This is a genomic window from Burkholderia sp. R-40 (assembly GCF_049942845.1).
GTDB classification, from domain to species: Bacteria; Pseudomonadota; Gammaproteobacteria; order Burkholderiales; family Burkholderiaceae; genus Burkholderia; species Burkholderia ambifaria.
This window is the reverse complement of record NZ_CP187967.1, coordinates 1,058,873-1,085,646: the sequence shown is the minus strand read 5'-3', so window position 1 is coordinate 1,085,646 and position 26,774 is coordinate 1,058,873. Positions and strand designations below refer to the sequence as shown.

Annotated in this window: 29 protein-coding genes; 8 read left to right on the top strand and 21 right to left on the bottom strand. The window is 65.9% G+C overall.

Features of this window, described 5'->3' with window-relative positions:
• The first annotated feature begins 50 nt into the window (after nt 1–50).
• The 3 genes from ACP26O_RS05015 to ACP26O_RS05005 are packed head-to-tail and all read left to right on the top strand — an operon-like array spanning nt 51 to nt 2,618.
• Complete coding sequence (locus ACP26O_RS05015) at nt 51–1,310, top strand: M48 family metallopeptidase (RefSeq protein WP_175664056.1); 1,260 nt, start codon at nt 51–53, stop codon at nt 1,308–1,310.
• Nucleotides 1,307–2,248: a ribosome small subunit-dependent GTPase A gene (rsgA, locus tag ACP26O_RS05010; protein ID WP_012363367.1), complete on the top strand. Its 942-nt coding sequence runs from the start codon at nt 1,307–1,309 to the stop codon at nt 2,246–2,248. The genes ACP26O_RS05015 and rsgA overlap by 4 nt, the downstream gene beginning before the upstream one ends.
• A 52-nt stretch (nt 2,249–2,300) precedes the next feature.
• Nucleotides 2,301–2,618, top strand: a complete 318-nt coding sequence (locus ACP26O_RS05005; RefSeq protein ID WP_012363366.1) for a hypothetical protein — start codon at nt 2,301–2,303, stop codon at nt 2,616–2,618.
• A 94-nt stretch (nt 2,619–2,712) separates the two neighbouring features.
• Here ACP26O_RS05005 and ACP26O_RS05000 read toward each other — a convergent pair whose 3' ends face one another.
• From ACP26O_RS05000 to rpsP, 6 genes are all read right to left on the bottom strand, one after another.
• The gene (locus ACP26O_RS05000) at nt 2,713–3,651 is read right to left on the bottom strand and encodes a CobD/CbiB family protein (RefSeq protein WP_011656300.1); all 939 of its coding nucleotides are present in this window, start codon (nt 3,649–3,651) and stop codon (nt 2,713–2,715) included.
• 120 nt (nt 3,652–3,771) lie between these two features.
• Nucleotides 3,772–4,458 carry a CoA pyrophosphatase gene (locus tag ACP26O_RS04995; RefSeq protein ID WP_011656299.1) on the bottom strand — a complete coding sequence of 229 codons (687 nt, stop codon included), beginning with the start codon at nt 4,456–4,458 and terminating at the stop codon, nt 3,772–3,774.
• Nucleotides 4,459–4,544: 86 nt separating this feature from the next.
• The gene (rplS, locus tag ACP26O_RS04990; protein ID WP_011883860.1) at nt 4,545–4,937 is read right to left on the bottom strand and encodes a 50S ribosomal protein L19; all 393 of its coding nucleotides are present in this window, start codon (nt 4,935–4,937) and stop codon (nt 4,545–4,547) included.
• A gap of 133 nt (nt 4,938–5,070) precedes the next feature.
• On the bottom strand, nt 5,071–5,865 hold the full coding sequence (trmD, locus tag ACP26O_RS04985) for a tRNA (guanosine(37)-N1)-methyltransferase TrmD (protein WP_006761287.1): 795 nt from the start codon (nt 5,863–5,865) through the stop codon (nt 5,071–5,073).
• The gene (gene rimM / locus ACP26O_RS04980; protein ID WP_105833421.1) at nt 5,862–6,542 is read right to left on the bottom strand and encodes a ribosome maturation factor RimM; all 681 of its coding nucleotides are present in this window, start codon (nt 6,540–6,542) and stop codon (nt 5,862–5,864) included. The genes trmD and rimM overlap by 4 nt, the downstream gene beginning before the upstream one ends.
• Nucleotides 6,543–6,584: 42 nt before the next feature.
• On the bottom strand, nt 6,585–6,839 hold the full coding sequence (gene rpsP, locus ACP26O_RS04975) for a 30S ribosomal protein S16 (RefSeq protein ID WP_006476550.1): 255 nt from the start codon (nt 6,837–6,839) through the stop codon (nt 6,585–6,587).
• A gap of 153 nt (nt 6,840–6,992) precedes the next feature.
• Between rpsP and ACP26O_RS04970 the strand changes: the two genes are divergently transcribed.
• Together ACP26O_RS04970 and ACP26O_RS04965 are read left to right on the top strand one after the other, a co-directional pair.
• Nucleotides 6,993–8,132, top strand: a complete 1,140-nt coding sequence (locus tag ACP26O_RS04970) for a PQQ-dependent sugar dehydrogenase (protein ID WP_175664057.1) — start codon at nt 6,993–6,995, stop codon at nt 8,130–8,132.
• 109 nt (nt 8,133–8,241) lie between these two features.
• Nucleotides 8,242–8,709 carry an NINE protein gene (locus ACP26O_RS04965; protein ID WP_165751070.1) on the top strand — a complete coding sequence of 156 codons (468 nt, stop codon included), beginning with the start codon at nt 8,242–8,244 and terminating at the stop codon, nt 8,707–8,709.
• A 17-nt stretch (nt 8,710–8,726) separates the two neighbouring features.
• Here the strand turns inward: ACP26O_RS04965 and ACP26O_RS04960 are convergent, their stop codons facing one another.
• Nucleotides 8,727–9,905: a PA0069 family radical SAM protein gene (locus ACP26O_RS04960; protein ID WP_175661021.1), complete on the bottom strand. Its 1,179-nt coding sequence runs from the start codon at nt 9,903–9,905 to the stop codon at nt 8,727–8,729.
• A 103-nt stretch (nt 9,906–10,008) separates the two neighbouring features.
• On the bottom strand, nt 10,009–10,497 hold the full coding sequence (locus tag ACP26O_RS04955; RefSeq protein ID WP_006762687.1) for an Lrp/AsnC ligand binding domain-containing protein: 489 nt from the start codon (nt 10,495–10,497) through the stop codon (nt 10,009–10,011).
• Nucleotides 10,498–10,642: 145 nt separating this feature from the next.
• Between ACP26O_RS04955 and ACP26O_RS04950 the strand changes: the two genes are divergently transcribed.
• Complete coding sequence (locus tag ACP26O_RS04950; protein ID WP_165751068.1) at nt 10,643–11,929, top strand: D-amino acid dehydrogenase; 1,287 nt, start codon at nt 10,643–10,645, stop codon at nt 11,927–11,929.
• Between the two features lie 315 nt (nt 11,930–12,244).
• Here the strand turns inward: ACP26O_RS04950 and ACP26O_RS04945 are convergent, their stop codons facing one another.
• The 5 genes from ACP26O_RS04945 to ACP26O_RS04925 form a co-directional block, all read right to left on the bottom strand.
• A complete protein-coding gene (locus ACP26O_RS04945) occupies nt 12,245–13,180 on the bottom strand; it encodes an electron transfer flavoprotein subunit alpha/FixB family protein (protein WP_175656068.1) in 936 nt (311 codons plus the stop codon).
• 16 nt (nt 13,181–13,196) lie between these two features.
• Nucleotides 13,197–13,946, bottom strand: a complete 750-nt coding sequence (locus ACP26O_RS04940; RefSeq protein WP_011656291.1) for an electron transfer flavoprotein subunit beta/FixA family protein — start codon at nt 13,944–13,946, stop codon at nt 13,197–13,199.
• A gap of 229 nt (nt 13,947–14,175) precedes the next feature.
• Nucleotides 14,176–14,970, bottom strand: coding sequence for a MetQ/NlpA family ABC transporter substrate-binding protein (locus ACP26O_RS04935; RefSeq protein WP_175664058.1), 795 nt, complete (start codon nt 14,968–14,970; stop codon nt 14,176–14,178).
• Between the two features lie 28 nt (nt 14,971–14,998).
• Nucleotides 14,999–15,652, bottom strand: a complete 654-nt coding sequence (locus ACP26O_RS04930) for a methionine ABC transporter permease (protein ID WP_011656289.1) — start codon at nt 15,650–15,652, stop codon at nt 14,999–15,001.
• The gene (locus tag ACP26O_RS04925) at nt 15,642–16,676 is read right to left on the bottom strand and encodes a methionine ABC transporter ATP-binding protein (protein WP_105833416.1); all 1,035 of its coding nucleotides are present in this window, start codon (nt 16,674–16,676) and stop codon (nt 15,642–15,644) included. Before ACP26O_RS04925 ends, ACP26O_RS04930 begins: the two co-directional genes overlap by 11 nt.
• 215 nt (nt 16,677–16,891) lie before the next feature.
• Between ACP26O_RS04925 and ACP26O_RS04920 the strand changes: the two genes are divergently transcribed.
• A complete protein-coding gene (locus tag ACP26O_RS04920) occupies nt 16,892–17,812 on the top strand; it encodes an alpha/beta hydrolase (RefSeq protein WP_175664059.1) in 921 nt (306 codons plus the stop codon).
• A gap of 26 nt (nt 17,813–17,838) precedes the next feature.
• Here ACP26O_RS04920 and ACP26O_RS04915 read toward each other — a convergent pair whose 3' ends face one another.
• Nucleotides 17,839–18,762, bottom strand: coding sequence for a histone deacetylase family protein (locus ACP26O_RS04915; protein ID WP_006750743.1), 924 nt, complete (start codon nt 18,760–18,762; stop codon nt 17,839–17,841).
• A 43-nt stretch (nt 18,763–18,805) separates the two neighbouring features.
• Between ACP26O_RS04915 and mltB the strand changes: the two genes are divergently transcribed.
• Nucleotides 18,806–20,152 (top strand): lytic murein transglycosylase B, encoded by a 1,347-nt coding sequence (gene mltB, locus ACP26O_RS04910; RefSeq protein ID WP_175664060.1) that lies wholly within the window; start codon nt 18,806–18,808, stop codon nt 20,150–20,152.
• Between the two features lie 78 nt (nt 20,153–20,230).
• Here the strand turns inward: mltB and cysM are convergent, their stop codons facing one another.
• From cysM to ACP26O_RS04875, 7 genes are all read right to left on the bottom strand, one after another.
• Complete coding sequence (gene cysM, locus ACP26O_RS04905) at nt 20,231–21,133, bottom strand: cysteine synthase CysM (RefSeq protein WP_175664061.1); 903 nt, start codon at nt 21,131–21,133, stop codon at nt 20,231–20,233.
• Between the two features lie 192 nt (nt 21,134–21,325).
• Nucleotides 21,326–21,670: a ComEA family DNA-binding protein gene (locus ACP26O_RS04900; protein ID WP_175664062.1), complete on the bottom strand. Its 345-nt coding sequence runs from the start codon at nt 21,668–21,670 to the stop codon at nt 21,326–21,328.
• A gap of 73 nt (nt 21,671–21,743) precedes the next feature.
• A complete protein-coding gene (gene rfaD / locus ACP26O_RS04895; RefSeq protein ID WP_166722807.1) occupies nt 21,744–22,736 on the bottom strand; it encodes an ADP-glyceromanno-heptose 6-epimerase in 993 nt (330 codons plus the stop codon).
• A 55-nt stretch (nt 22,737–22,791) separates the two neighbouring features.
• Complete coding sequence (gene rfaE1 / locus ACP26O_RS04890; RefSeq protein ID WP_011656282.1) at nt 22,792–23,742, bottom strand: D-glycero-beta-D-manno-heptose-7-phosphate kinase; 951 nt, start codon at nt 23,740–23,742, stop codon at nt 22,792–22,794.
• 7 nt (nt 23,743–23,749) lie between these two features.
• The gene (locus ACP26O_RS04885) at nt 23,750–25,150 is read right to left on the bottom strand and encodes a UDP-glucose dehydrogenase family protein (protein ID WP_175664063.1); all 1,401 of its coding nucleotides are present in this window, start codon (nt 25,148–25,150) and stop codon (nt 23,750–23,752) included.
• A gap of 90 nt (nt 25,151–25,240) precedes the next feature.
• The gene (gene lapB, locus ACP26O_RS04880) at nt 25,241–26,413 is read right to left on the bottom strand and encodes a lipopolysaccharide assembly protein LapB (RefSeq protein WP_175656077.1); all 1,173 of its coding nucleotides are present in this window, start codon (nt 26,411–26,413) and stop codon (nt 25,241–25,243) included.
• A gap of 53 nt (nt 26,414–26,466) precedes the next feature.
• A complete protein-coding gene (locus tag ACP26O_RS04875) occupies nt 26,467–26,760 on the bottom strand; it encodes a lipopolysaccharide assembly protein LapA domain-containing protein (RefSeq protein ID WP_006750751.1) in 294 nt (97 codons plus the stop codon).
• Nucleotides 26,761–26,774 lie beyond the last annotated feature (14 nt).

The window sequence follows — 26,774 nt, the reverse complement described above, 5'->3', positions numbered from 1 at the left end:
CCGGTCCGCAAGAACATATAATTCTCGCATAGAACCCTTTGGCGCCTTCGATGTCACCCTTTTCGTTCACCCTGCTGTTCGCGGTCGCCGTGCTCGCGATGGTCGTCACCAAGCTGTGGCTCGCGTCGCGGCAGATCCGCTTCGTCGCCGCGCACCGCAACGGCGTGCCCGCGCAGTTCAGCGCCACCATTCCGCTGACCGCCCACCAGCGCGCGGCCGACTACACGGTCGAGCGCACGCGGCTGGCGATGCTCGAGATCGTCGTCAGCGCGGCCGTGCTGGTCGGCCTCACGCTGCTCGGCGGCGTCGGCGCGCTCGACACGCTGCTGACGGGCTGGTTCGGCCGCGGCTACGGGCAGCAGGTCGCGCTCGTCGCCGCCGTGCTCGTGATCACAGGCGTGATCGACGTGCCGTTCGAGTATTACCGCCAGTTCGGAATCGAACAGCGGTTCGGCTTCAACCGGATGACCAAGCGCCTGTTCTTCACCGACATGCTGAAAAACACGCTGCTCGGCGCGGTGCTCGGCCTGCCGCTGCTATTCGTCGTGCTGTGGCTGATGAACCAGGCCGGCGGCCTGTGGTGGCTGTGGACCTGGATCGTCTGGGTCGCGTTCCAGATGCTCGTCCTGCTGATCTACCCGACCTTCATCGCGCCGATCTTCAACAAGTTCGAGCCGCTGAAGGACGAAGCGCTGCGCGCGCGCATCGAGTCGCTGATGAAACGGTGCGGCTTCGCGGCGAAGGGCCTGTTCGTGATGGACGGCAGCCGCCGTTCCGCGCACGGCAACGCGTACTTCACGGGCTTCGGCGCATCGAAGCGGATCGTGTTCTTCGATACGCTGCTCGCGCGGCTGTCCGGCGAGGAAATCGAGGCCGTGCTCGCGCACGAACTCGGCCACTTCAAGCGCCGCCACGTGATGAAGCGGATGCTCGTGTCGTTCGTGCTGAGCCTCGTGCTGCTCGCGCTGCTCGGCTGGCTCGCACAGCGCACGTGGTTCTACACGGGGCTCGGCGTCACGCCGTCGCTCGACTCGAGCAACGCGGGCGCCGCGCTCGTGCTGTTCTTCCTCGCGATCCCCGTGTTCCTGTTCTTCGCGACGCCGTTCAGCAGCCTCACGTCGCGCAAGCATGAATTCGAGGCGGACGCGTTCGCGGCCAGCCAGACCGACGCGCAGGATCTCGTCAGCGCGCTCGTGAAGCTCTACGAAGACAACGCGTCGACGCTCACGCCCGACCCCGTCTATACGGCCTTCTACTACTCGCATCCGCCTGCGTCGCAGCGGATCGACCGCCTGATGCAGCACGCATGAGCCGGCCGACCTCCCGCAAGCCGGCCCCGCGCGCATCGGGCGCGCAGCGTGTCGAAGGCCGCGTGATCGCGGCGCACGGCCGCCACTACATCGTCGCGCCCGACGACGGCGGCCCGATGCTGCAGTGCTTCCCGCGCGGCAAGAAAAGCGAGATCGCGGTCGGCGACCGCGTCGTGTACGAACAGGCATCGGCCGACCAGGGCGTGATCGTCGAGATCGGCGAGCGGCGCAACCTGCTGTACCGCTCCGACCAGTTCAAGTCGAAGCTGTTCGCAGCCAATCTCGACCAGTTGCTGATCGTGCTCGCGACCGAGCCCTATTTCAGCGAGGATCTGCTCGGCCGCGCGCTGATCGCGGCTGAAGCGAACGAACTGAAGCCCCTCGTCGTGCTGAACAAGATCGACGTCGAAGCCGCGCTGCCGGTGGCCCGCGAGCGCCTGGCGCCCTACCGCGCGCTCGGCTACGACGTGCTCGAACTGTCGGTGAAGGGCTCGCCCGACGATGCGCGCGCGCAGCTGATGCCGCACCTGGCCGGGCACTCGACGATCCTGCTCGGTCAGTCCGGGATGGGCAAGTCGACGCTCGTGAACCTGCTCGTGCCCGATGCCGAGGCCGCGACCCGTGAAATCTCGGCCGCGCTCAACAGCGGCCGCCACACGACGACGTTCACGCGCCTCTACCCGCTCGAAGGCGGCGGCGCGCTGATCGATTCGCCCGGCTTCCAGGAATTCGGCCTGTACCACCTGACGGAGGGGCGTCTCGAGCGCGCGTTTCCGGAATTCCGCCCGCTGCTCGCGGACTGCCGTTTCTATAATTGTCATCATCTGCACGAGCCCGGCTGCGCGATTCTCGAAGCCGTGGCCGACGGCCGCATTGCGCCGTCGCGGCATGCGCTTTACGCGCAGCTCGTGCACGAGGCGAGCCAGATCGTCCGCTGACCATACGGCGGGCAGACAGCCGCCGGCCCGGCCTTCACCGACAGGAGCCGCGATGCGTTTCAAGGCCCCCGACCTCGCCACGGCGCAGCATTGGGCGAACGTGCTGCAGGTGGCCGGCATCGGTTGCGAGCTGCACAACTGCTATGCGCCCGGTGCGCTCGGCGGCCTGCCCGCCGACGCATGCGCGCCCGAGCTGTGGCTCGACGACGAGCGCGACGATGCGCTCGCGCGGCGGCTTCTCGATGCGGCATCGCACGGCCCGTCGGCCGGCGCCGCGCCATGGCGCTGCCGCCAGTGCGGCGAGACGCTCGAGGCGCAATTCACCACCTGCTGGCAATGCGGCGCCGTGCGCGATCCGCTCGACGACTGACCGGAATCACCGGATTGACCGGATTGACCGACGCACAGCAAAAAGGCCGGCATCGAGCCGGCCTTGTCATTTCATCGGGCGCCGCGCAAGCGCGTCACGATACCCAGACCGCCAGCGTCAGCATCAACAGCAGGATCATCCACAGGATCACGGCGCGCCACACCAGGCCGACCGCCGACTGCAGCGTGCGCGGCGTGCAATCGTCGCCGACCGTCAACGGACCGCTGTCGCCGACCGCCAGCGCGTCGAGGCTCGACGGTTCCGCGAGCGGCCCTGCGAGGCGTGCGCCAAGTGCGCCGCTACCGGCCGCGAGCAGCACGCCGTCGTTCGGGTCGGGCCATTGCCGCGTGTGATTGCGCCACGCGTAGATCGCATCCTCGAAGTTGCCGACGATCGCGAAGCCGAGCGCGGTCAAGCGCGACGGAATCCAGTCGATCACGAAGAACGCCCGCTGCGCGAACGTCGAGAACGCGGCCGTGCGATCGTCGCCCGGCGTCGACCAGCTGCGCGCGAGATATTCGGAGATGCGATACAGCACGGCGCCTGCCGGACCGATCGGCAGCACATACCAGAAGAACACGCCGAACACGTGGCGATGCGACGCAACGACCGCATGAATCAGCGTATGGCGGACGATTTCACCGACCGGCATGTCGACCGTGTCGAGGCCCGTCCATTCATGCAGGATTTCGCGGGCGCGCGGCACGTCGTCGTTGTTGAGCGCGAGATGGATATCGGTGAAGTAGTGGCTGAACTGGCGGAAGCCGAGCGTGAAATACACGACGACGACGTTCCAGATGAACGCGAGCACGAAGCTCACCTTGTACAGCAGGAAGTAGATCAGCGCGACGATCAACACCCACGGCAGCACGACTGCGAGCCATGCGAGCACGCCATGCTTTTGCTTGCCGGCGTCGAGGCCATGCGCGACGGTTTCCGCATGAAACTGGAACAGCGCGAACACCGGATTGCTTGGCGACAACGCGCGGACCTGTTCGATGATGAGAGCGAGGAGAACCGAAAAGAAAGTCATGCGTGGCGCCGTCTTCCGAGTTATGTCATTTTTTGCATAACGATAGCACAGCGTAAGCGACGGATGGCTGCTGGCGCGACGGCCCGCGAGCCGGCCGCGTGGGCACGCTCGGGCGGGATGCTAGCCGGCTGCCAAGAAGCGGTACAGATTGCGCAACATGCCGGCAGTTGCGCCCCAGATGAAGTAATGCCCGGCCGACTCGCCATTCGGATAGGGCATCGCAAAAAAACGACGCTCGCCGCCTTCCCAACGGAACACGCGCACCTGGTGGTTCGCGGGACTCATCAGGAACGCGAGCGGCACCTCGAAAATCTCGGCGACTTCGAACGCATCGGCCTGCACGGTGAACGGCGGATGCACGAGCCCGACGACCGGCGTCACGCAGAAGCCGGTACCCGTCAGGTAGTCGGGCAGCGCGCCGAGAATCTCCACCCGCTCGGCCGTCAGTCCGATTTCTTCCTTCGCCTCGCGCAACGCGGTCGCCGTCGCATCGCGATCGTACGACTCGCGACGGCCGCCGGGGAAGCTGATCTGTCCGGCATGGTCGTTCAGGTGATCGGCGCGCTGGGTCAGCAGCACCGTGAGGCCGCTCTCGCGCACCACGAGCGGGATGAGGACGGCGGCGCTGCGCGGATCGACGCCTTCCACCAGGCGAGCCTCGCCGGGCTCGACGTTCCATTCGAGCGTGCGCGCGAAACGTTCGCGCAGCCCGGGCGGCGTCAGCAGGCGTGCATCGATGGACGGCAGGCCGGCGCCGGTGCCTTCGACCGGCAGCACTTCGGGATCAACGATGGGGCGGCGATTCAATGGGACTCTCGGTTCGTGACGTATCGAGCATATTGTCGCGCCAGAATGAAAAAAGCACCCGGGAGGGTGCTTTTTCCTTACAGCTCTTACTCTTGGGAAGCTGCTGCGGTGCGATCCTTCGACACCAGCTTTTCCTTGATTCGAGCCGACTTGCCCGAACGCTCGCGCAGGTAGTACAGCTTCGCACGACGCACATCACCGCGACGCTTGACGACGATGCTCGCCAGCAGCGGCGAGTAGGTCTGGAACGTACGCTCGACGCCTTCGCCCGACGAAATCTTGCGGACGATGAAGTTCGAGTTCAGGCCACGGTTGCGAATCGCGATCACGACGCCTTCGTAAGCCTGAACGCGCTTGCGGTTACCTTCAACCACGTTCACGTTCACGATCACCGTGTCGCCCGGGGCGAATTCGGGGATCGTCTTGCCGGCGAGCGCGCGCTCGATCTCTTCCTGCTCAAGTTTTGCAATCAGATTCATCACTGACTCCTAAAGCCATCGTGTCGGCGTTTGCGCCCGCCTGCTTCCAGGCCTGGCCCCGACAGAGGATGGATTCACATCAGGCGCCGCGCACGCATGCACGGCACCGCCATTTCCCGCCCGCGACGCCGCCTCAGGAGGCGTTCTTCGCTTCGCGTGCGAGGTTCGCAAGCCACGCCTCGTCGGCCCGGCTCAACAACTTTTCGCGGCGCGCCCGGACGATCAGATCCGGCCGCTTCCGCAACGTATTCTTCAATGCTTCCTGGCGGCGCCACCGCTCGATCTCGGCATGATGCCCACCGAGCAGCACGTCCGGCACGCGCATTCCCTCGTATTCCTCGGGGCGCGTGTAATGCGGACAATCGAGCAGCCCGTCGACGAAGCTGTCCTGTACGGCTGACTGCGCATCGTTCAGCACGCCGGGCAGCAGGCGCACGACGGCATCCATCATCGCCATCGCCGGCAGTTCGCCACCGGACAGAACGAAATCGCCGAGGCTGATTTCCTCGTCTACACAACGGTCGAGCAGACGCTGATCGATCGCCTCGTAGCGGCCGCACAGCACGATGACACCAGGCTCCTGCGCCATCCGCACCGCACGTTCGTGCGTGAACGGCGCACCTTGCGGCGACATCATCACCACACGCGTGCTCGCGACGCCCTGCTCCGCCTGCGCTGCCTTCGCAGCGCCGATCGCGGCCTCGAGCGGCTTGGCCAGCATCACCATGCCCGGACCACCACCATACGGACGATCGTCGACCGTGCGGTAGTTGTCCGTCGTGAAATCACGCGGGTTCCAGGTGCGCAACCCGAAGCGCTCCTGCTTCACGGCCCGGCTGGTGATACCCCAGTCGGTCAGCGCGCGGAACATTTCAGGAAAGAGCGTGACGACGTCGAACTGCACCGCGCTCTCCGTAACCTGGTTCATGAGTAATCGGCTTCCCAGTCGACGACGATGCGACGTGCCGCCTGATCCACCGTCTTGACGTATACGCCGACGAACGGAATCAGCCGTTCGTCGGTGGTCGGCCGACCATCCTTGCCGACTGCCGGATACTCGACGCGCATGATCGAATGCACGCCGTTGTCGATCATCCCGCTCACTGTCCCAAGCGCCACCGATTGCTCGTTGACGACCTCGAGACCGATCAGGTCGACCCAATAGAATTCGTCCGCGGCCAATGCCGGGAAATCTTCCCGGCGCACGAACACGCGAAAGCCGCGCAAAGCCAATGCGGCATCGCGGTCGCTGACACCCGCGGCATGCGCGACGACTGTGTCGCCGTGCGTTTTCGACTGCAGGATGCGGGCGGACAACCGCTCCCCACCCCGTTCCAGCCACCAGCGGCGCGCGTCGAGCAGCGCATCGCCGCCGCGACCGGCGTCGGCATGCGTCGCCACCTTGATCCAGCCTTTCAGGCCATAGGCGTCGACCACTGCCCCGACCTCGACAGCATCGTCGGGCCAGGCTTGCACCGCTTCGAGACTGCCCTGCTCGGCAGCCTCACCGGCGCTCGCGACAACGTCGCGCTCGACCGGCTTGCGGACGAATGCGCCAAACGACGCTCGCCCGCGCTTTGCGTTACCGGAATCGTGACCGGACATCAATGCTCCTTGCAGCCGGCACGACCGGCACACCGCGCCATGTTAGGCGGCCGGTTGCGCCTTTTGCGCTTCCTTCACGAGACGCTGGACGGTCGGCGACAGTTGCGCGCCAACACCTTGCCAGTACGTCAGGCGATCCTGAGCGATACGCAGCGATTCGCCCTTCGTGGCGACCGGGTTGTAGAAGCCGACGCGTTCGATGAAGCGGCCGTCACGACGATTGCGCGAATCGGTAGCAACGATGTTGTAGAACGGGCGCTTCTTCGAGCCGCCGCGAGCCAGACGGATGATAACCATATGAAATCCTTCGGGGAAACCGGGTTCGAAACTACTGAAACGTGCGATTATAGCCGGAAACCAAAGCCACAACAAACACTTACGCGCAAAAATTCCGCAGGCGCCGTGTTCGCCGGGCCTACAATCGTCGTGTTCACGACGCTCCCCGCCGCCATGCCGCTATTTTGCGCCGCCCTGGCGTACCGCGCGCAGCATCGCCTCACGGGCCTGCTGACCGGCTTCGCCATCTGCCTCGCAGCCACCACGGCGTGCGCCGCGCCGCCGGTGGGCGAACTCGTCGTGCCGCCCGGCTTTCACGTCACCGTACTGACCGACGCCGTGCCGACCGCCCGCGAAATGGCGTGGTCGCCGCGCGGGATCCTGTATGTCGGCTCACGGGAAGGCCGTGTGCATGCGTTCGTGATGCACGAGGGCCGGATCACTGCTCGCTACGTGGTCGCTTCGGGCCTCGACATGCCCGTCGGCGTCGCGTATCGCGACGGCGCGCTCTATATCTCCGCGGTGTCGCGCATCTTGCGCCTCGACCACATCGACGACCGGCTCGACCGGCCGCCCACGCCGGCGGTCGTGACGGACGCGCTGCCCACTGATCATCACCACGGCTGGAAATTCATCGCATTCGGCCCCGACGGCAAGCTCTACGTGCCGACCGGCGCGCCGTGCAACGTGTGCCTGGCCGATCGCAGCCGCTACGCGATCATCGCACGCATGAACGCCGACGGCAGCGGCCGCGAGGTATTTGCCCGCGGCGTGCGCAATACCGTCGGCTTCGCATGGCACCCCGACTCGGGCGAGCTGTGGTTCACCGACAACGGGCGCGACCTGATGGGCGACGATGTACCCGACGACAAGCTGAACCGCGCGCCGCGCGCAGGCCTCGACTTCGGCTTTCCATATTGCCATGGCGGCGACACGCCCGACCCCGAATTCGGCAGCGCCGACGTGTGCCGCCGCCATGTGCCGCCCGTGCTGAAACTCGGCGCGCACGTCGCGGCACTCGGCATGCGCTTCTATACGGGGCCGATGTTCCCGGCGTCGTATCGCAACAATGTGTTCATTGCCGAGCACGGTTCGTGGAACCGCAGCACGAAGGTCGGCTACCGCGTGATGCGCGCGGTCGTGTCGGCCGACGGCAGCCACGCGCGCCAGACGCCGTTCATCACCGGCTGGCTGCGCGCGGACGGCACCGCGTGGGGACGCCCGGCCGACGTGCTGCCGCTGCCCGACGGCTCGCTGCTCGTCAGCGACGACTATGCAGGCGCCATCTACCGCGTCACCTATGCGGCACCTTGACGCAGCCGAGGGGTGACCGGGCCCGACCGCGCATCGTAGAATGCGTGCCGGGCCGAGCGCCCCGCGCCGGCCTGCCGCCCGCCACGCCAACGATAATCCGCCGCCACCCATGTCCAGCAGCACCGCACCGTCCCGCCGCTTCCGCTCCAAGACGCTCACTGCCGCCCTCGCGTTCCTGTTCGGTTCGCTCGGCGCACACCGCTTCTACCTGTACGGCCTTCGCGACGTGTACGGCTGGGCGCACCTGCTCGCGACGATCGTCGGGATTCCGGGTTTCATGCTGCTCGCCGCCACCCAACGCACAGCCAGCCTCGGCTGGTGGCTCGCCGTGCCGGGTGCGATCTCGCTGCTGGCCGCATTCCTCGCCGCGCTCGTCTACGGCCTGCGCCCCGACGAGAAATGGGACGCGCAATTCAATGCCGATACGGGCAAGCAGAGCCGGTCGGGCTGGACGGTGATCTTCATCGTGATCTTCTCGCTGCTGATCGGCGCGTTCCTGCTGATGACCGCGCTTGCGCTGTCGTTCCAGACGTATTTCGAATCGCAAGTCGAAGCGGCAAAGCAGATTTCGCAGTAAGCGCCGACGCACACCGGTCAGAACAGGCTCAACTGCGTGTCATCACGCGACTTCGTGCCCGTTGCGCCCACCACGGTGCGCCGCGCTGCCACCGCGCCGGCCGGCGCGCCGCGAAACTGCGACAGATCCAGAATGCCGTTCCTGCGCTCGTTCAACCCGAGCCGCTTCACGGCCTGACGGAAACGCTGCCGCAACAGGTCGGCCCAGATCCCCTCGCCCTTCATCCGTTTCGAGAAATCGGAGTCGTAGTCCTTCCCGCCGCGCATGTCGCGCACACGGTTCATCACGCGCTCCGCGCGATCGGGGAAATGCGCGGCGAGCCAGCTCTTGAACAGCGGCGCGACCTCCCACGGCAGCCGCAGGACGATATAGCTCGCATGCGTGGCGCCTGCTTCCGCGCAGGCTTCCAGCACGCGCTCCATGTCCGGCTCGGTGACGAACGGGATCATCGGTGCAATGCTGACACCCACCGGCACACCCGCGTCGCGCAACGCGCGGATCGTACGCAGCCGGCGTGCCGGCGTCGCCGCACGCGGCTCGAGCGTGCGCGCGAGATCGGCGTCGAGCGTCGTGATCGTGACCGCCGCCATCACCTGCCCGCGCTCGGCCATCGGGGCAAGCAGGTCGAGATCGCGCTCGATCAGCGACGATTTCGTGATCGCGGCGAACGGCAGCGCATGATCGTGCATCACCTGGATCACGCTGCGCGTGATGCGCAGGTCGCGCTCGACCGGCTGGTATGCATCGGTGTTGACGCCGAGCGCGATCGGCTCCGGCACGTAACGCTTGCGTGAAATCTCGCGCTCGAGCAATTCGGCCGCATTGACCTTCGCATAGATGCGACTCTCGAAGTCGAGCCCCGGCGACAGCCCGAGATAGCTGTGGGTCGGCCGTGCAAAGCAGTAGATGCACCCGTGCTCGCAGCCGCGATACGGATTGAGCGACACGCTGAACGGAATGTCCGGCGACTGGTTGTGCGTGAGGATGCTCTTCGCACGCTCCTCGAACACCTGCGTGCGCAGCGGCGCGGGCAGATCGGCGTCGTCAGATTCGTGGGCCCAGCCGTCGTCGACCGCTTCGCGCAGCGCCGTTTCGTACCGCCCCTGGAGGTTGTCGACCGCACCGCGCCCCTTGCGGGGCGCCGGCGGCGCTATCGGAAATTCGTTGTCGGACCGGCCGTCCATGCGCTCACCCATTCGCCTGCACCCAATACTGTATATTTATACAGTATTGGGTGCAGCATGCCAAGGGCGAGATAAGGGGCCCGACAGCGGCGCCGGCAACCGGCCGCCGCAGCGGTCATTCGCCGACCGAAATCGTCAGCGTCTCCTTGATTTCCTCCATCACGACATAGCTCTTCGACTGCACCGCGCCGGGCAGTTGCAGCAGGATGTCGCCGAGCAGCTTGCGGTAGTCGGCCATTTCACCGATCCGCGCCTTGATCAGGTAGTCGAAGTCGCCGGACACCAGATGGCACTCGAGCACCTCGTCGATCTTCATCACTTCGCGACGGAACTGCTCGAACATGTTGCCGCCCTTGTGGCCGAGCGTGATCTCGACGAACACCAGCAGCGCGGCGCCGAGCTGGCCCGGATCGACGCGTGCGTGATAGCCGGTAATGACGCCGTCGCGCTCCATGCGCCGCACGCGCTCGATGCATGGCGTCACGGTCAGGCCGACCTGTTCCGCGAGGTCCTTCATCGCCATCCGGCCGTCGTCCTGCAGCAGTTTGAGGATGCGGCGGTCGAGCTTGTCGAGCGAGCGTACTGGCTGGCGTTGCGTTCTCATTTGTTTATTCTGAAAACCTGAAAAATACGATAACAAAACCTGCACATTCGACAATACCATAGCTCAAAAAACTAGATCAGCTAGAGGTTACACGGAGACGCAGGTGCGCCCGGCCTCGACCTGATCCCTTCCATCTGGAGCAGCTATGCGAGTCGTCGTTCTGGGCAGCGGTGTGGTGGGCGTGGCAAGCGCGTATTACCTCGCGCGCGCCGGTCATGAAGTCACGGTGATCGACCGCGAGGCCGGCCCGGCGCTCGAGACGAGCTTCGCGAACGCCGGCCAGATCTCGCCCGGCTATGCGGCTCCGTGGGCCGCGCCCGGCGTGCCGCTGAAGGCCGTCAAGTGGATGTTCGAGAAGCACGCGCCGCTCGCGATCCGCCTCGACGGCACGCGTTTCCAGCTCCAGTGGATGTGGCAGATGCTGCGCAACTGCACGGCCGACCGCTACGCAGTCAACAAGGGCCGCATGGTCCGCCTCGCCGAATATAGTCGCGATTGCCTGCAGGCGCTGCGAGCCGATACCGGCATCCAGTACGAAGGGCGCACGGGCGGCACCCTGCAACTGTTCCGCACGCAACAGCAACTCGACGGCGCGGCGAAGGACATCGCGGTGCTGCAGGAAGCAAACGTGCCGTTCGAACTGCTGTCGCCGGCCGAATTGAAGAACGCCGAACCGGCGCTCGCCGCCGTATCGCACAAGCTGACGGGCGGCCTGCGCCTGCCGGGCGACGAAACGGGCGACTGCCAGCTGTTCACGACGCGCCTCGCGGCGCTTGCGGAATCGCTCGGCGTGAAGTTCCGCTACAACACGCCGATCGACGCGCTCGCGATCGCAGGCGGCCGGATCGCCGGCGTGCAGTGCGGCAGCGAGACGGTGCGCGCGGATGCATATGTCGTCGCGCTCGGCTCGTACTCGACCAGCTTCATCTCGAACTTGATGAAGATCCCGGTCTATCCGCTGAAGGGCTATTCGATCACCGCGCCGATCGTGAACGAGGCGGCGGCCCCTGTATCGACGGTGCTCGACGAAACCTACAAGATCGCCATCACGCGTTTCGACCAGCGCATCCGTGTCGGCGGCATGGCCGAGATCGTCGGCTTCGACAAGAACCTGCGTGCCGCGCGCCGCGAAACGCTCGAAATGTGCGTGAACGACCTGTTCCCCGGCGGCGGCGATACGTCGAAGGCAACGTTCTGGACGGGCCTGCGCCCGATGACGCCGGACGGCACGCCGATCGTCGGCCGCACGCCGGTCTCGAACCTGTTCCTGAACACCGGCCACGGCACGCTCGGCTGGACGATGTCGTGCGGGTCGGGCCAGTTGCTCGCCGACCTGATCTCGGGCAAGAAGCCGGCGATTCAGGCCGATGACCTGTCGGTGCATCGCTACCTGAAGGACGTGGCCGGCCAGACGCGCCCGGCATACGCATAAGCCGGAACGGCACGCGGCGACGCGGGCGGTCGGCATCGATCGAAAGGCGCCCCTTGCGGGGCGCCTTTTTCGTTGCAGCGAACGCGTTGCCGGCGCCGGAGCGGGCTTGCGCAAGCGCGCCCACATTCGTTGCTCTTCGCGCCAACGATCGACGCTGCGGGGCTGCCTGCACAAGAGCATGCTCCCCGCAGCGTTGCGCAATCGCGGCTCGGTGCATCGCAGAACACCCCGCCCTCACCTGCACGCCACAAAAAAAGGGGCGCTCATCGCGCCCCCTGTCTTGCTGCATGCTTACCGCCGAAGCGGCCTGCCGCGTCAGCCGAGCTCGCTCACGAGCTCCGGCACCAGCGCGAACAGGTCGCCGACGAGGCCGTAGTCGGCCACGCTGAAGATCGGCGCTTCGGGATCCTTGTTGATCGCGACGATCACCTTCGAATCCTTCATGCCGGCCAGATGCTGGATCGCACCCGAGATGCCGACCGCGATGTACAGCTGCGGCGCGACGATCTTGCCGGTCTGGCCGACCTGGTAGTCGTTCGGCACATAGCCGGCGTCGACTGCCGCGCGCGATGCGCCGAGTGCCGCCGACAGCTTGTCCGCCAGCGGCTCGAGCACCTTCGTGTAGTTCTCGCCGCTGCCCAGACCGCGGCCGCCCGACACGATGATGTTCGCGCTGGTGAGTTCCGGACGGTCCAGCTTCGTCACTTCCCGGCTCACGAATTGCGACTTGCCTGCGTCTGCCGCCGCTTCGATCTTTTCGACCGATGCGCTGCCACCTTCGGCTGCAACCGGATCGAAACCCGTCGCACGCACCGTGATGACCTTGATCGGGTCGCTCGACTGCACCGTCGCGATCGCGTTGCCTGCGTAGATCGGGCGCTCGAACGTGTCGGCCGAATCGACCGCCGTGATGTCCGAGATCTGTGCAACGTCCAGCTTCGCGGCGATACGCGGCGCGATGTTCTTGCCGTAGGCGGTCGCCGGCGCGAGGATGTGCGAGTAATCCTTCGCGATGTTCAGCGCGGTCGCTTCGACGTTTTCCGCCAGGCCCGCTTCGAGCTGCGGCGCGTCGGCCAGCAGCACCTTCGACACACCCGCGATCTTCGCGGCCGCGTCGGCTGCGGCTTGCGCGTTGTGGCCCGCGACCAGCACGTGAATGTCGCCGCCGATCTTCGCGGCCGCCGCCACCGTGTTCAGCGTCGCGGCCTTGATCGACGCGTTGTCGTGTTCTGCAATCACCAGAATCGTCATTTCTTTCCGCTCCCTCTTACAGCACCTTGGCTTCGGTCTTCAGCTTCTCGACCAGCGTCTTCACGTCCGGCACCTTCACGCCGGCCGCGCGCTTCGGCGGCTCGGCCACCTTCAGCGTCTTCAGACGCGGCGTCACGTCCACGCCGAGGTCTTCCGGTTTCACGTTTTCCAGCGGCTTCTTCTTCGCCTTCATGATGTTCGGCAACGTCACGTAGCGCGGCTCGTTCAGGCGCAGGTCGGTCGTGACCACCGCCGGCAGCGTCAGCGACAGCGTTTCCGCGCCGCCGTCGACTTCACGTGCGACCGTGGCCTTGCCGTCGGCGATCGTCACCTTCGACGCGAACGTCGCTTGCGGGAGACCTGCCAGCGCGGCCAGCATCTGGCCCGTCTGGTTCGAATCGTCGTCGATCGCCTGCTTGCCGAGGATCACCAGTTGCGGCTGCTCCTTGTCGACCAGCGCCTTGAGGATCTTCGCGACGGCCAGCGGCTCGACGCTGTCGTTCGATTCCACCAGGATCGCGCGATCCGCACCGATCGCCAGCGCCGTGCGCAGCGTTTCCTGCGCTTGCGCGACACCGACCGACACCGCGATCACTTCGGTCGCCACGCCCGCTTCCTTCAGGCGCACCGCTTCTTCCACCGCGATTTCGTCGAACGGGTTCATCGACATCTTCACGTTCGCGATGTCGACGCCCGTGTTGTCCGACTTCACGCGGACCTTCACGTTGTAATCGACCACTCTTTTCACTGGCACCAGGATTTTCATGCACACGCTCCAAAGTTACGAATACGACCAGAGGCCATTCTATAGCGAGGCCTCGTGACTGCGCGGCCCAGCGGACCCATCCATCGCGGCTATCGAGGATAGCGCTCCTCGTCGGCGCGCCGGCAATAGCGAACGGTCGTTCTATTTTAAAAGAGAAAAAACCCGGACGCAAAGCCCGGGTTTTCGATCATCGACTCTAATCGTCGCCGGGCGCGCCCTGTACCTCGTGTTACCAGGCGGCGATGACCGCCCCGCCGAACTTCTGTTCGATGAACTGCTTCACTTCCGCCGAATGGTAGGCCGCCACCAGCTTCGCGACCCACGGCTTGCTCCGGTCGGCGTCGCGAATCGCGAGAACGTTCGCGTACGGGCCGTTCGGGCCCTCGATCGCGATCGCGTCCTGCTTCGGTTTCAACCCCGCTTCCATCGCGTAGTTGGTATTGATCGCGGCCGCATCGACGTCGGCCAGCGAGCGCGGAATCTGCGCCGCATCGAGCTCGACGATCTTCAGCTTGCGCGGATTGTCGACGATGTCGAGCGGCGTCGCCTTGAGGCCAGCGTCCGCGCGCAGCTTCAGGAGCGCCTGCTTCTGCAGCAACAGCAGCGCGCGGCCGCCGTTGGTCGGGTCGTTCGGCACCGCGATGCGCGCGCCAGGCTTGAGTTCGGCCAGCGACTTCACGCGCTTCGAATAGATGCCCATCGGAAACGTGACCGTGTCGGCGACCTTGATCAGCTTGTAGCCGCGATCCTTCACCTGCGCCTGCAGATACGGATCGTGCTGGTAGCTGTTCGCGTCCAGATCGCCCGACGCGAGCGCCGCGTTCGGCTGCACGTAGTCGGAGAATTCGACGACGCGGATGTCGAGGCCGCTCTTGGCCGCGACCTTCTTCACCACGTCCATGATCTGCGCGTGCGGGCCGCCCGTCACGCCCACCTTGATGGTTTCGGCCTGCGCATGTGCGCTCACGAACAGCGCGGCCGCGCCGAGTGCGGCCGCGAACTTCAGCATGAAACGTCGTTGCATCGTCTCCCCCAAATGGATGAATGTCGTTTTACTTGTGGCTCAGCCGGCGCACGAGCCAGTCGCCGAACGATTGCACGATCTGCACGAACACGATCAGGATCGCGACGACCGTCCACATCACTTCCGGCAGATAGCGCTGATAGCCGTAGCGGATGCCCAGATCGCCGAGCCCGCCGCCGCCGATCGCACCGGCCATCGCCGAATAGCCGACGAGCGACACGAACGTGATCGTCAGGCCCGCGACGATGCCCGGCAGCGATTCGGGCAGCAGCACCTTGAACACGATCTGCGACGTCGTCGCGCCCATCGACTGCGCGGCCTCGATCAGCCCGCGGTCGACCTCGCGCAGCGCGGTCTCGACCAGCCGCGCGACGAACGGCGCGGCCGCGAGCGTCAGCGGCACGACCGCCGCGGCCGTGCCGATCGACGATCCCGTGACGAGCCGCGTGAGCGGAATGACCGCGACCAGCAGGATGATGAACGGCGTCGAGCGCACCGCGTTCACGATGCCGCCGAGCACGCGATTCAGGCCGAGGTTCTGCAGCACGCCCTGACGGTCGGTCAGGTACAGCAGCACGCCGAGCGGCAGCCCGACGAGCGCGCCGACCGCTCCCGAGATGCCGACCATGATCAGCGTCTCCCAGAACGACTGCACGAACATATCGAACATCTCACTCAACATACGAAAGCTCCTCTACCACTACACCTTGCTCGCGCAGGAACGCGAGCGCCTGCCCGACCTTGCCCGGTTCGCCGCCCGCGAGCACCGCGAGCGACCCGAACGCCTGACCCTGGATCTCGTCGATCTGGCCGTGCAGGATGTTGAAATCGAGTTCGTACCGGCGGATCGTCTCCGACAGGATCGGCTGGTCGACACCCGAGCCGGTGAACGCCAGCCGCAGCAAATGCCCGCTGCCCGTCTTCAGTCGCTCGGCCACCCGTGCCTTCAGCGCCGGCGGCAGCTCCTGCGCGATCACGTCGCCGATCAGCGCGCGCGTCACTTCATGATGCGGCTGCAGGAACACGTCGATCACGCGGCCTTCTTCGACCACGCGGCCGGCGTCGAGCACCGCCACGCGGTCGCACACCTGCTTGATCACTTCCATCTGGTGGGTGATCAGCACGATCGTCAGGCCGAGCTCGCGGTTGATGCGCTTGAGCAGATCGAGGATCGAGCGCGTGGTCTCTGGGTCGAGCGCCGACGTCGCTTCGTCCGACAGCAGCACCTGCGGCTTGCTCGCGAGCGCGCGGGCGATGCCGACGCGCTGCTTCTGGCCGCCGCTGATCTGGGCCGGATAGCGGTCCTTCTGCGCGGACAGCCCGACGAGGTCGAGCAGCGGCAGCACGGCCGCCTCGATGTCGGCGCGGCCTGCACCGGCCAGCTCGAGCGGCAGCGCGACGTTGTCGAATACCGTGCGTGACGACAGCAGGTTGAAGTGCTGGAAGATCATGCCGATTTCGCGGCGCGCTTCGCGCAGCGCGCCCGCCGGCAGCAGCGTGAGATCGCGTCCGCCGACGACGACGTTGCCTTCGGTCGGCCGCGTGAGCAGGTTGATGGTGCGCACGAGCGTGCTCTTGCCGGCGCCGCTTCGGCCGATGATGCCGAACACCTCGCCCTGCGGGATCGTCAGGTTGACGTTGTGCAACGCGTCGACCCAGCCGGTCGGGCCGGGGAAACGCTGAGACAGATTGCGTAATTCGATCATGTAAACAGAACGGCGGCCGGCTGGCGAGGCCCGCCAGTCGGCCGCCGATGCATCTGGAATAGCCGGCGATTTTACCGCAAACGCCTCATTCCCCTTAATAATCGATTTCGATCTTTTCATAACCAGACGAAATTAGAGGGGCGCTGCTGGCCCGCCTCCGGAATGCGGCGACTATGATCCGGAACACCGATGCCAACGAACCGGGGACCCGCCAGATGAACGCCACCACCACGCCGACCGCCGTACCCGCCACCCCGGCACTGGAGCCGGCGTCCCTGCCCGCTCCGCGCATGGGCCGGCTGCGTACCGCGGACGGACTCGAACTGGCGTCGTACCGCTGGCCGGCCGGCGACGGCACGGTGCCGCCGCGCGCGACGCTCGCGCTCGTGCACGGCCTCGCCGAGCATGCGGGGCGTTACGCGGCGCTGGCGGCCAGACTGAACGCGGCCGGCATCGACGTGCTGGCGATCGATCTGCGCGGGCACGGCCAGTCGCCCGGCAAACGTGCGTGGGTCGAGCGTTTCGACGGTTACCTGAACGATGCGGATGCACTCGTTGCCGAAGCCGCCTGCGGCGATACGCCGCTCTTCCTGATGGGACACAGCATGGGCGGCGCCGTCGCGGCGCTGTATGCGATCGAACGCGTGCCCGCCCGCGGCCACGCGCTGGCCGGTCTCGTGCTGTCGAGCCCGGCGCTCGCGCCGGGGCGCGACGTGCCGCGCTGGATGCTCGCGATGAGCCGCTTCATCAGCCGTGCATGGCCGAGCTTCCCCGCGATCAGGATCGATGCGGCGCTGCTGTCGCGGGATCCGGTCGTCGTCGCGGCCAATCGTGCCGATCCGCTCGTACACCATGGCGCGGTGCCGGCGCGCACAGGTGCCGAAATCCTCGACGCGATGGCGCGCGTCGAGCGCGGCCGCGGTGCGCTGCGCATGCCGGTGCTCGTCTATCACGGCACCGAGGACAAGCTGACCGAGCCCGACGGAAGCCGCGCATTCGGCGCCCACGTCGGCTCGCCCGATCGCACGCTGACGCTATACGAAGGCGGGTTCCACGAGACGATGAACGATCTCGAGCGCGATCGCGTGATCGATGCGCTGATCGCGTGGATTCACGCGCGCGTGCCGGCGCGCTGAACGCGCGCGGCCGCGCTGCCTGCCGGTCAAATGCCGGCCAGCACGCGCAGGTGCGCGACGACGCTGCGGCCGAGCGCGGACAGGTTGTAGCCGCCCTCGAGACAGCTCACGATGCGGCCCTGCGCATGTCGGCGCGCGACGTCGACGACCTGCGCGGTCAGCCATTCGAAATCGGCCTCGACGAGACCGAGGTTGCCGATGTCGTCCTCGCGATGCGCATCGAAACCGGCCGACACGAACAGCATCTGCGGCTTGAACGCGTCGAGACGCGGCAGCCAGAACATGTCGACCGCTTCGCGGATCGCCATCCCGTTGCTGCGTGCCGGCATCGGCAGGTTGACCATGTTCGGCGCCTGGTGATCGGCGCCCGAGAACGGGTACAGCGGATGCTGGAAGAAGCTGCACATCAGCACGCGCTCGTCGTTCGCGAACGCGGCTTCGGTGCCGTTGCCGTGATGCACGTCGAAATCGATGATCGCGACGCGCTCGATGCCGTGGACGTCGAGCGCATGCCGCGCGGCGATCGCCACGTTGTTGAAGAAGCAGAAGCCCATCGCCCGCGCGGGTTCCGCGTGATGGCCGGGCGGCCGCACGCTGCAGAACGCATTCGCGTAGCGGCCTTCGATCACCGCGTCGGTCGCCGCGATCGCCGCGCCGGCCGCCCGCAGCGCGGCGCGCCACGTGTCGCGGTTCATCAGCGTGTCGGGATCGATCTCGACGTAGCCGTCGACGGGCGTCATGCTGCGGATGTAGTCGATATGGGCCTGCGTATGCACGCGGCCCAGCGCCACCTCGCTCGCGAACGGGGCGGTTTCGTGCACGATCAGGTCGTCGATGCGGCTCGCGATCAGCTGATCCTGGATCGCCGACAGTCGGGCCGGGCATTCCGGATGCCATTCCCCCATCTCGTGCAGCATGCAATCGGGGTGCGTATAGAAGGCGGTTGCCATAAGCTGTCATCCGCGACGCAAGGTGCGCCACGAGTCTCCATCAATGATGTCCATCGTCTGCCGCGAATTCGCCGCTAACTTACCACAACGGTGCGCTGCATCGCCCCGGCACGCAGGGTGCGTCGGGTATACTGCGCCGAACCCCATCGCCCTGTCAGCCCGCTTCGACATGAATTCCAGCAAGCCTGCCGCCCTTCTCTCCGCACTGTCGCGCGTTCGCGTTCCGCTCGTTGCCGCTGCCGTCGCCGCTACGCTGGCCGCCGCACCCGCCGTCGCGCAGACGCAGCCTGCGAAGTCCTCCGGCACGCGCGTCGCGCAGGAGCAACCGCCGCAGCAGCCGTCGCAAGGCCAGACCTTCGAAGAGGAAATCGTTCCGCAGCGTTACGCGAACAAGGCGAAGGTCGATGCGTTCATCGACGAGATGGTGAGCCGCAACGGCTTCGATTCCGCGAGCCTGCATGCGCTGTTCTCGCGCATCAGCTACTCGGCCACCGCCGTGAAGCTCGTGAAGCCGGCACCGACGCCTTCGGTGAAGAACTGGAGCGTCTATCGTTCGCGCTTCATCGAGCCGATCCGCATCAACGCGGGCGTGAAATTCTGGAAGGCGAACCAGGCGACGCTGCAGCGCGCGTCACGGGAATTCGGCGTGCCGCCCGAAGTGATCGTCGGCATCATCGGTGTCGAAACGATCTACGGCCGCTACATGGGCAACTTCCGCGTGCTCGATACGCTGACCACGCTCACGTTCGACTATCCGGACACGCCGAATCGCGACAGCCGCCAGGCAACGTTCCGCAAGAACCTCGAGGACTTCCTGGTCTGGACTCGCGACAACCAGCTCGACCCGACCACCGTGCTCGGCTCGTACACGGGCGCGATCGGCATCCCGCAGTTCCTGCCGAGCAGCATCCGCCAGTATGCGGTCGACTACGACGGCGGCCACGTCGATCTGCGCAGCAGTCCTGCCGATGCGATCGGCAGCGTCGCGAACTACCTGAAGCAGCATGGCTGGGAGACCGATCGCCCGGTGGTCTGGCGCATCACGCCCGACACGGGCAGCCTCGGCATCGCGCAGGCAGCGGCGGACGGTCAGCCCGAGCCGCACTGGGCGCTGTCGCAACTGCTGCGCGCCGGCCTGACCCTCAACGAGCCGACGGTCAACATCACCACCGAAGGCGGCACGCCGGTCACCGTGGTCGACCTGCCGTCGCCGGGACGCGCGACCGAATACATGCTCGGCCTGAAGAATTTCTACGTGCTGACGCGCTACAACCGCAGCTTCTTCTATGCGCTCACCGTGTACCAGCTCGGCGAAGCCGTGAAGGCGCAGATGGAAGCGAGCGGCGCGCTGCCGCTGCCTGCCGCGGATACGGAGACGCCGGCGCAGTAATCAACGGCCCGCGCAAAGAAAAAAACGCCGCTCATGCGGCGTTTTTTTATCGTTCGACGCTGCGGACGCCGATCGGGCTCAGGCAGGAAATACACCGGTCGACAGATAGCGGTCGCCGCGATCGCAAACGATGAACACGATCGTCGCGTTCTCGACCTGGCGGGCGATGCGCATCGCGACTTCGCATGCGCCGCCCGACGAAATGCCGGCAAAGATGCCTTCGACGGCCGCGAGCCGACGCGCCATCGTTTCCGACGCGGCCTGGCTCACGCTCTCGACGCGATCGACGCGGCTGCGATCGAAGATCGTCGGCATGTAGGCTTCCGGCCATTTGCGAATGCCCGGAATGCGCGACCCTTCTTCCGGCTGCGCGCCGACGATCTCGATCGCCGGATTCTGTTCCTTCAAATAGCGCGACGTGCCCATGATCGTGCCCGTCGTGCCCATCGCCGATACGAAGTGCGTGATGCGCCCTTCGGTGTCGCGCCAGATCTCCGGGCCCGTTCCTTCGTAGTGCGCGACCGGATTGTCGGGGTTCCCGAACTGATCGAGGATCACGCCCTTGCCTTCGCGCTGCATCTGCTCCGCGAGGTCGCGCGCCAGTTCCATCCCGCCCTTTACCGGCGTCAGGATGATTTCGGCGCCGTAAGCGGCCATGCTCTGGCGACGCTCGACCGACAGATCCTCGGGCATGACCAGCACCATCTTGTACCCACGGATGGCCGCGGCCATCGCGAGCGCGATGCCCGTGTTGCCGCTCGTCGCCTCGATCAGCGTATCGCCCGGCTTGATGCGACCGCGCTCCTCGGCCTTGCTGATCATCGACAGCGCCGGGCGATCCTTCACGGACCCCGCCGGATTGTTGCCTTCCAGCTTGGCGAGCACCACGTTGTTGCGTGCGCGAATCTCGTCGTCCGGCAGGCGGACCAGTTGCACGAGCGGCGTGTTGCCGATCGTGTCTTCGATAGTTTTGTAAGCCATGGAGATACCGTGAGTGCGAGGCCGATCAATCAATCGATTGTAAACCAGCGCGGGGGCGCGCGCCGGCAACCCCATCGCGACGATGGAATAGGTCTGCCGCATGACGCATGACGCATGACGCAAAAAACCCGCGGCATGCCGCGGGAAGCCGTCGCAAGACGGCGACTGAAGGAGCCTTTCGTCTGGTGTGCGTTACTTCTGCGCGGTGCGGGCAGGCGCAGCGGCAGGTTTCGCCGCAGCGGGCTTGCCCGTGGCCGGGGCCGTCGCGACCGAAGCGGCCGCGCCGATCGTCAACCCTTCCTGCTGAAGGCGCTCGACCGTATGGCCGCCCATGCCTTTCACACGCGACGCGAGATCTTCTGCATTCCTGAACGGCCCGCGTGCGCCGCGCTCGTCGAGAATCGCCTTTGCCCGCGCGGGACCGATGCCCTTGATGCCGACCAGTGCATCTTCATTCGCGGTGTTGACGTCGACGGCCGCCCATGCCGACGCGATCGCGCCGAGCATCGCGGCCGCGGCAAACCATTTTTTGATCATGTGCTGGATCTCCGATGAAAACGATCGGCGGCTGCCGACCGTGAGACCCAGTCTAGCGACGCAGCGCGTGCGTTTAAACCTGGCCGGACAGCCAACGCACGTAGCGGTCGACACCTTCCTGCACCGTCAGGAACGGCGCATCGTAGCCGGCACCACGCAGCTTCGTCTGGTCGGCCTGCGTGAAGCACTGGTACTTGCCGCGCAGCGCGTCGGGGAACGCCACGTATTCGATCAGCCCTTGCTCGACCTGCTGCGCGAGCGTCAACGGCGGCAGGTTGTCGAGCGCGCGCAACGTGTTCACGACCGTCGATGCGACGTCGTTGAACGGTTGCGCACGGCCGGTGCCGAGGTTGAAGATGCCCGACTTCTCCGGATGATCGAAGAAGAACAGGTTCACTTTCGCGACGTCCTCGACCGATACGAAATCGCGCGTCTGCTCGCCCGGCGCATAACCGTTGTACTCGCCGAACAGCTTGACCTTGCCTTCCGCGCGGAACTGGTTGAAGTTGTGGAATGCGACCGATGCCATGCGGCCCTTGTGCGTCTCGCGCGGGCCGTACACGTTGAAGTAGCGGAACCCGGCGATCTGGCTCTTCGCGCTCGGCAGCACGCGGCGGATCACCTGGTCGAACAGGAACTTCGAATAGCCGTAGACGTTCAGCGGCGCCTCGACCTCGCGCTCCTCGACGAACCGCGTCGAGCCGCCGTAAGTCGCGGCCGACGACGCGTACAGGAACTGCGCGCCCTGCGCGAGACATGCATCGAGCACCGCGCGGCTGTAGCGGAAGTTGTTGTCCATCATGTAGCGGCCGTCGGTTTCCATCGTGTCCGAACAGGCGCCTTCGTGGAACACCGCGCGTACCTTGCCGAAATCGCCGCGCGTGAAGCGCTCGACGAATTCCGTCTTGTCGAGATAGTCGTCGATCTCGCAATCGACGAGGTTGCGGAACTTGTCCGCGCGCGTCAGATTGTCGACCGCGATGATGCGCGACTCGCCGCGCTCGTTGAGCGCCTTGACGATGTTCGCGCCGATAAAACCGGCTGCGCCGGTGACGATGATGGTCATGATCGTTCTGCCTGAAAAATTACGAGACATCCGTGCGGCGCGCCGCCGAATGCGCTCAGTGAAACAGTTCGTCGTAGTCTACCGTGGCCGTACCGAGCTTGCCGACCACGATGCCTGCCGCACGGTTCGCGAGCACGACGGCATCGACGAGCGGCACGCCGGCGCCGAGCATCGTCGCGACCGTCGCGATCACGGTATCGCCCGCGCCGGACACGTCATACACCTCGCGCGCGAGCGCCGGGGCATGCAGTTCGCCGTTTGCGGAAAAAAGCGTCATCCCCTCCTCCGAACGCGTGAGCAGCAGCGCGTCGAGATCGAGATCCGCGCGCAGCCTGGCGACGCGCGCGCGCAGGTCGTCTTCCGATTGCCACTGACCGACGACTTCGCGCAGCTCGGCGCGGTTCGGCGTGATCAGCGACGCGCCGCGATAGCGCGCCCAGTCACCACCCTTCGGATCGACGAGCACCGGCTTGCCGGCCGCACGGGCCTTGTCGATCATCGTCGTCACGTGCGTCAGGCCGCCTTTCGCGTAGTCCGACATCAGCACGACGTCGTGCTGCGGCAGCAGTACATCGAAACGCGCGAGCCCGGCGAGCAACACCTCGTGCTTCGGCATCGCCTCGAAGTCGACCCGCAACAATTGCTGCTGACGCGCGAGCACGCGCAGCTTGATCGTCGTCGGCAGCGACGCATCGCGCTCGAGATGAGGCGTCACGCCGCTGCTGTCGAGCAACTCGACAATCCGCTCGCCCGGTTCGTCACAGCCGACCACGCACAAGAGCCCGGCCTGACCGCCGAGCGTCACGGCGTTGCGCGCGACGTTGGCCGCGCCGCCGAGGCGCTCCTCCTGACGCTGCACATGCACGACAGGCACCGGCGCTTCCGGCGAAATGCGGTCGACGTTGCCGAACCAGTAGCGGTCGAGCATCACGTCCCCGACGACGAGCACGCGCGAACCCGCGAGCTGCGCGCGCGGTACCGGCACCACTTCTCGAAGGGTAGTCATCGTGCGTTCATCCACGGGAGGAAGACTGGGGAGCGACATGCGGACGCCCGATCGCATGGTAGTCGATGCCGAGTTCGGCCATCGCGTCCGGCTCGTACAGGTTGCGCCCGTCGAAGATCACCGGCGCCTTCAGCTCGGCCTTCAGGCGCGTGAAATCCGGGCTCCTGAATTCCTTCCACTCGGTGACGATCACGAGCGCATCCGCGGCGATCACAGCTGCGTCCTGGGTATCGACGAAATGGAGGCGCGCAAGCGCGTCGGAAGCCTCGCCAAGATCGAGCGCGAACACACGGCGCGCTTCGTCGATCGCGACCGGATCGTACGCGCGCACGGTCGCGCCACGATCGAGCAGCGCGGCGATCAGCCGGCGGCTCGGCGCCTCGCGCATGTCGTCGGTATTCGGCTTGAACGCGAGGCCCCAGACCGCGAATTCGCGGCCGGTCAGGTCCGCGCCGAAGCGCTGTTCGATCTTGCCGATCAGCACATCCTTCTGCGCGGAGTTGGCGGCTTCGACAGCCTCCAGGATGCGCAGCGGCTGGCCGTTTTCGCCCGCGGTGCGGATCAGCGCCTGCACGTCCTTCGGGAAGCACGAGCCACCGTAACCGACGCCCGCGTACAGGAAGTGATAGCCGATGCGCGGATCGGAGCCGATCCCGCGGCGCACGGCTTCGATGTCGGCGCCGACCTTGTCGGCGAGATTCGACATCTCGTTCATGAACGAGATGCGCGTCGCGAGCATCGCATTCGCCGCATACTTCGCGAATTCCGCCGAACGCACGTCCATGTAGATCGTGCGCTCGTGGTTGCGGTTGAACGGCGCATATAGCTTCTTCATCTTCTCGCGCGCCACCGTGCCCGTCTCGTCGTCGTCGACGCCGATGATGATGCGGTCCGGGCGCATGAAGTCCTCGACTGCCGCGCCTTCCTTCAGGAATTCCGGATTCGATACGACCGAGAACCGGTGCGCGACGCTGCCCGCGAGCCCGCGGGCGCCGAGCGCCTCGTCGACCACCGCACGCACGCGCTGCGCGGTGCCGACCGGCACCGTCGACTTGTCGACGATCACCTTGAAACCCGTCATGTGACGGCCGATGTTGCGCGCGGCCTCGAGCACGTATTGCAGGTCGGCCGAGCCGTCCTCGTCGGGCGGCGTGCCGACCGCGATGAACTGGATCTCGCCGTGCGCGACGCTCGCCGCGATGTCGGTCGAGAAGCGCAGACGCCCAGCCGCGCGGTTGCGCGCGATGATGTCCAGCAGGCCCGGTTCGTGAATCGGCATCCCGCCGTTGTTCAGGATATCGATCTTGCGCGGATCGACATCCAGGCAAAAGACGTCGTGGCCGATCTCGGCGAGACAGGAGCCCGTGACAAGACCGACATAGCCGGTGCCGATGATGGTGATTTTCATAGATGTTCCGGTACGTCCCGGTAATTGACTAACTTGGCCGCCGGGCCGGACCCGGCGGCAACCGCAGCGCGTCGGCGCCGCACGCCGGGATCAGCCCGGCATCGCAGGTTCGACGCGGCGCGGCGCATAGGTTTCCCAGCCGCTGCATCCGGGGCACTGCCAGTAGAAGAGCCGTGCCCGGAAACCGCAATTCTGGCACGTATAGCGTGGCAGATTTTTGGTGCGCTGCTTGATCAGCGCGCGCATCATTTCAAGTTCCTTACGGCGCGGCTCGTCGGCGGCCGCGATCTGCGCGTCGAGCAGGTGCAGCATGCCGGACAGGTTCGGCGACTTCTCCATCTGCGTGCGTGCGAGCGTATGCGCGGCCTCCTGGCCGCGCAACCCGGCGATGTGCTGATACGCGATTTCGAGCAGGTCGTTCGACGGATAACGCTCGACATAGCCCATCAGCAGCTCGGCGCCCTCGACCGGCTGGCCGAGCGCGACATAGGCCTTCATCAGCTTGTCGGCGACGAGCGGCAGATACGCCGGATTCTGCGCTTCGACGCGCTTCCAGTGCTCGATCGCGGCCGCGTGATCGGCCGCTGCCGCCGCGGCGTCGCCCGACAGTATCGTCGCGCGCACGTTCTGCGGGTTCGCGGCAAGCGCGAGCTTCAGCTGTTCGGCCGCTGCCGCGGCGTCCTTGCGCTGCAGCGCGTCCTGCGCGAGTTCGCAGTGGAACTGCGCGATTTCGATGGCGAGTGGCTTGTCGCTCATCGACTCGATCCGCTTCGCGGTATCGATCGACTTGTTCCAGTCCTTCTCGATCTCGTAGATCGTCAGCAGCGCCCGCTGCGCACCCAGCGCGTAGTCGCCGTCGGCGAGCCGGTGGAAGGCCTCTTCGGCACGATCGAGCAGGCCGGCTTTCAGAAAATCCTGGCCGAGTTCATACAGCGCGTGGTCGCGCTCGTTCACAGGCAGGTCCGTGCGACTCAGCAGATTCTGGTGCACGCGGATCGCCCGGTCCGTTTCACCGCGGCGGCGAAACAGGTTGCCGAGCGCGAAGTGCAGTTCGACCGTCTCGGGGTCGAGCTTCGCGACCTCGATGAACGCGTCGATCGCCTTGTCCGGTTGTTCGTTCAACAGAAAGTTCAGGCCGCGGAAATACGATCGCGGCAGGTTGGCGCTCTCCGACAGGAGGTTCTTCAGGTCATAGCGTGACGCCGCCCAGCCAAGCGCGAACGCCACCGGAATTGCGAGCAACCACCAGAAATCCAGATCCATGCGAAATATCGAAGCAGAGACGAAAACCGCGCGGGATTCGCGCGGCGTCCGTATTAAATGACGGGCGGCATCGGCGGCTGATCGACGACGACCGGAGTTTCGCGCACCGCGCGCAGATCGCGCTTCAGGCGCCCGTTCTCGAGGCGCAGACGGAAGATCGCCGGCAGTGCGGACAGCAGGCCGGCCAGCAGACCCACGACGAAGAACGCGAGGCCGATCAGGATCAGCGGCGCTTGCCATGCGTAGCCGGCAAGGAAATTCAGCGTCGCGGTTTGCGTATTGGCCAGTGCGAGCACCAGCAGCAGCACGAACACCAATACCCGGATCAGCCAGACGATAAACTTCATGTAGCCCTCTCTTT